At 71.8% G+C, this 2,651-nt stretch carries 2 protein-coding genes; both read left to right on the forward strand.

Annotated features, from left to right (window positions below; translation table 11 throughout):
• A partial coding sequence (locus HUU95_RS13840; RefSeq protein ID WP_217429845.1) for a hypothetical protein occupies positions 1 to 214 on the forward strand: 214 nt, incomplete at its 5' end.
• A 9-nt stretch (positions 215 to 223) separates the two neighbouring features.
• Positions 224 to 2,651 (forward strand): alanine--tRNA ligase (gene alaS / locus HUU95_RS13845; RefSeq protein ID WP_174280634.1); only part of this gene is annotated, 2,428 nt, incomplete at its 3' end.

Genomic DNA, 2,651 nt, shown 5'->3' on the forward strand with positions numbered 1-2,651 from the left:
CTTCGTCTGGCGCACGCTGCGCGGCCGTGGCGACGCGCGCGACTTCGCGCTGGTGGCGCAGACGGCGGCGCTGACCGTGTCCGGCCATGCCCGCGACATCGCGGTGGCGCTGGACGGGGAGACGACGCGGCTGCGGCTGCCGCTCCGCTTCACCGTCGAGCCCCGGGCGCTGACGGTGATCGCGCCGGTTGAGGTGCAAGGAGCGCTCGCCTAAGTCGGTCGCATGACCTCCACCAACGACCTCCGTCGCGGCTTTCTCGACTATTTCGCGCGGGCGGGGCACCGCCCGGTGCCGTCCGCGCCGCTGGTGCCGCAGAACGACCCGACGCTGATGTTCGTCAACGCCGGCATGGTGCCGTTCAAGAACGTGTTCACCGGGCTGGAGACGCGGCCCTATTCGACCGCCGCCTCGTCGCAGAAATGCGTGCGCGCCGGTGGCAAGCATAACGATCTCGACAATGTCGGCTATACCGCGCGGCACCATACTTTCTTCGAGATGCTGGGCAATTTCTCGTTCGGCGATTACTTCAAGGAGCGTGCGATCGAGCTGGCGTGGACGCTGCTCACCCGGGAATGGGGGTTGCCGGCGGACCGGCTGACCGTCACCGTCTATCATACCGACGACGAGGCGTTCGCGCTGTGGCGCAAGATCGCCGGCCTGCCCGAGCACCGCGTCATCCGCATCCCGACCACCGACAATTTCTGGGCGATGGGAGAGAACGGGCCGTGCGGGCCGTGTTCCGAAATCTTCTACGACCATGGCGAGCACATCGCGGGGGGCCCGCCGGGCAGCCCGGACGAGGACGGCGACCGGTTCGTCGAGATCTGGAACCTCGTCTTCATGCAATATGAGCAGACGGCGAACGAGATCACCGGCGAACTGCCCAGGCCGTCGATCGACACCGGCATGGGACTGGAGCGGATCGCCGCCGTGATGCAGGGCGTCCACGACAATTACGACACGGACACGTTCCGCGCGCTGATTGCCGCGTCGGAGTCGCTGACGGGGACGCGCGCGGAGGGGGCGGCGAAGGCGTCGCATCGGGTGATCGCGGATCATCTGCGCGCGGCCGGCTTCCTGGTCGCGGATGGCGTGCTGCCCGCCAACGAGGGACGCGGCTATGTGCTGCGCCGGATCATGCGCCGCGCGATGCGGCACGCGCACCTGCTGGGCGCGGCCGAGCCGCTGATGCACCGCCTCGTCCCGGCGCTCGCGACGGAGATGGGCGTCGCCTATCCCGAGCTGATCCGCGCGCGGCCGCTGATCGAGACGACGCTCAAGCAGGAAGAGACGCAGTTCCGCCGCACGCTCGATCGCGGGCTCAAGCTGCTCGACGAGGCGACCGGCGGGATGGCGGCGGGCGCGACGCTGCCGGGCGAGACCGCGTTCCGGCTCTACGACACGTTCGGCTTTCCCTATGACCTGACCGAGGACGCGTTGCGCGCGCAGGGGCTGCTGGTCGACCGCGCCGGCTTCGACACCGCGATGGCGCAGCAGAAGCGCGCCGCGCGGGCGGCGTGGAAGGGCTCGGGCGCGCGGGCCTCGGACGAGCTGTGGTTCGATCTGGTCGAGGAGGTCGGGGCGACCGAGTTCACCGGCTATGCCGGCGAGCAAGGCGAGGGCGCGGTGCTCGCGATCGTGCGCGACGGCGCGCGGGTGACGCGCGCCGAGGCGGGCGAGGCGGTGGAGCTGATCGTCAACCAGACGCCCTTCTATGGCGAGAGCGGCGGCCAGATCGGCGACGCGGGGACCGCGACGAGCGACGGCGGGCTCGTCGCGACGATCGAGGACACGCACAGGCATCTGGGCAGGCTGTGGGCGCATCGCGCGCGGATCGAGGCCGGCGCGGTGGCGGTCGGCGACGCGGTGCGCCTGACGGTGGACCATGCGCGGCGCGGCGCGATCCGGGCGAACCACTCGGCGACGCACCTTCTTCACGCCGCGTTGCGCGAGCGGCTGGGGACCCATGTCGCGCAGAAGGGCTCGCTGGTCGCGCCCGACCGGCTGCGCTTTGACGTCTCGCACCCGGCGCCGATGACGCCGGGCGAGCTGGCGCAGGTGGAGGCGGACGTGAACGGGCAGGTGCGCGCCAACACGCCGGTGACGACGCGGCTGATGACGCCCGACGACGCGATCGCGGAGGGGGCGATGGCGCTGTTCGGCGAGAAATATGGCGACGAGGTCCGCGTCGTGTCGATGGGCACCGACGGGGGCCGCTATTCGGTGGAGCTGTGCGGCGGCACGCACGTCGCGGCGCTCGGCGACATCGGGCTGGTGAAAATCGTCGGCGAGGGCGCGGTGTCGTCAGGCGTGCGGCGCGTCGAGGCGCTGACCGGCGAGGCGGCGCGCGCTTACCTCAACGGCCGCGACGCGACGCTGCGCGAGGCGGCGGCAGCGCTGCGCACGACGCCCGACGAAGTACCCGCGCGGGTCGCCGCACTGATGGAGGAACGGCGCCGGCTGGAGCGCGAGCTGGCCGATGCCCGCAAGGCGCTGGCGATGGGCGGCAGTGGCGCGGGCCCGGCGGGCCCCGAGCAGGTCGCGGGCATCGCCTTTGTCGGCCAGGTGCTCGACGGCTTCGAGGCGAAGGGGCTGCGCGGCGCGGTGGACGAGGCGAAGGGCCGGCTCGGGTCCGGCGTCGCGGCGCTGG

This window comes from Sphingomonas bacterium (assembly GCF_903643065.1).
Classification (GTDB): Bacteria; Pseudomonadota; Alphaproteobacteria; order Sphingomonadales; family Sphingomonadaceae; genus Sphingomonas.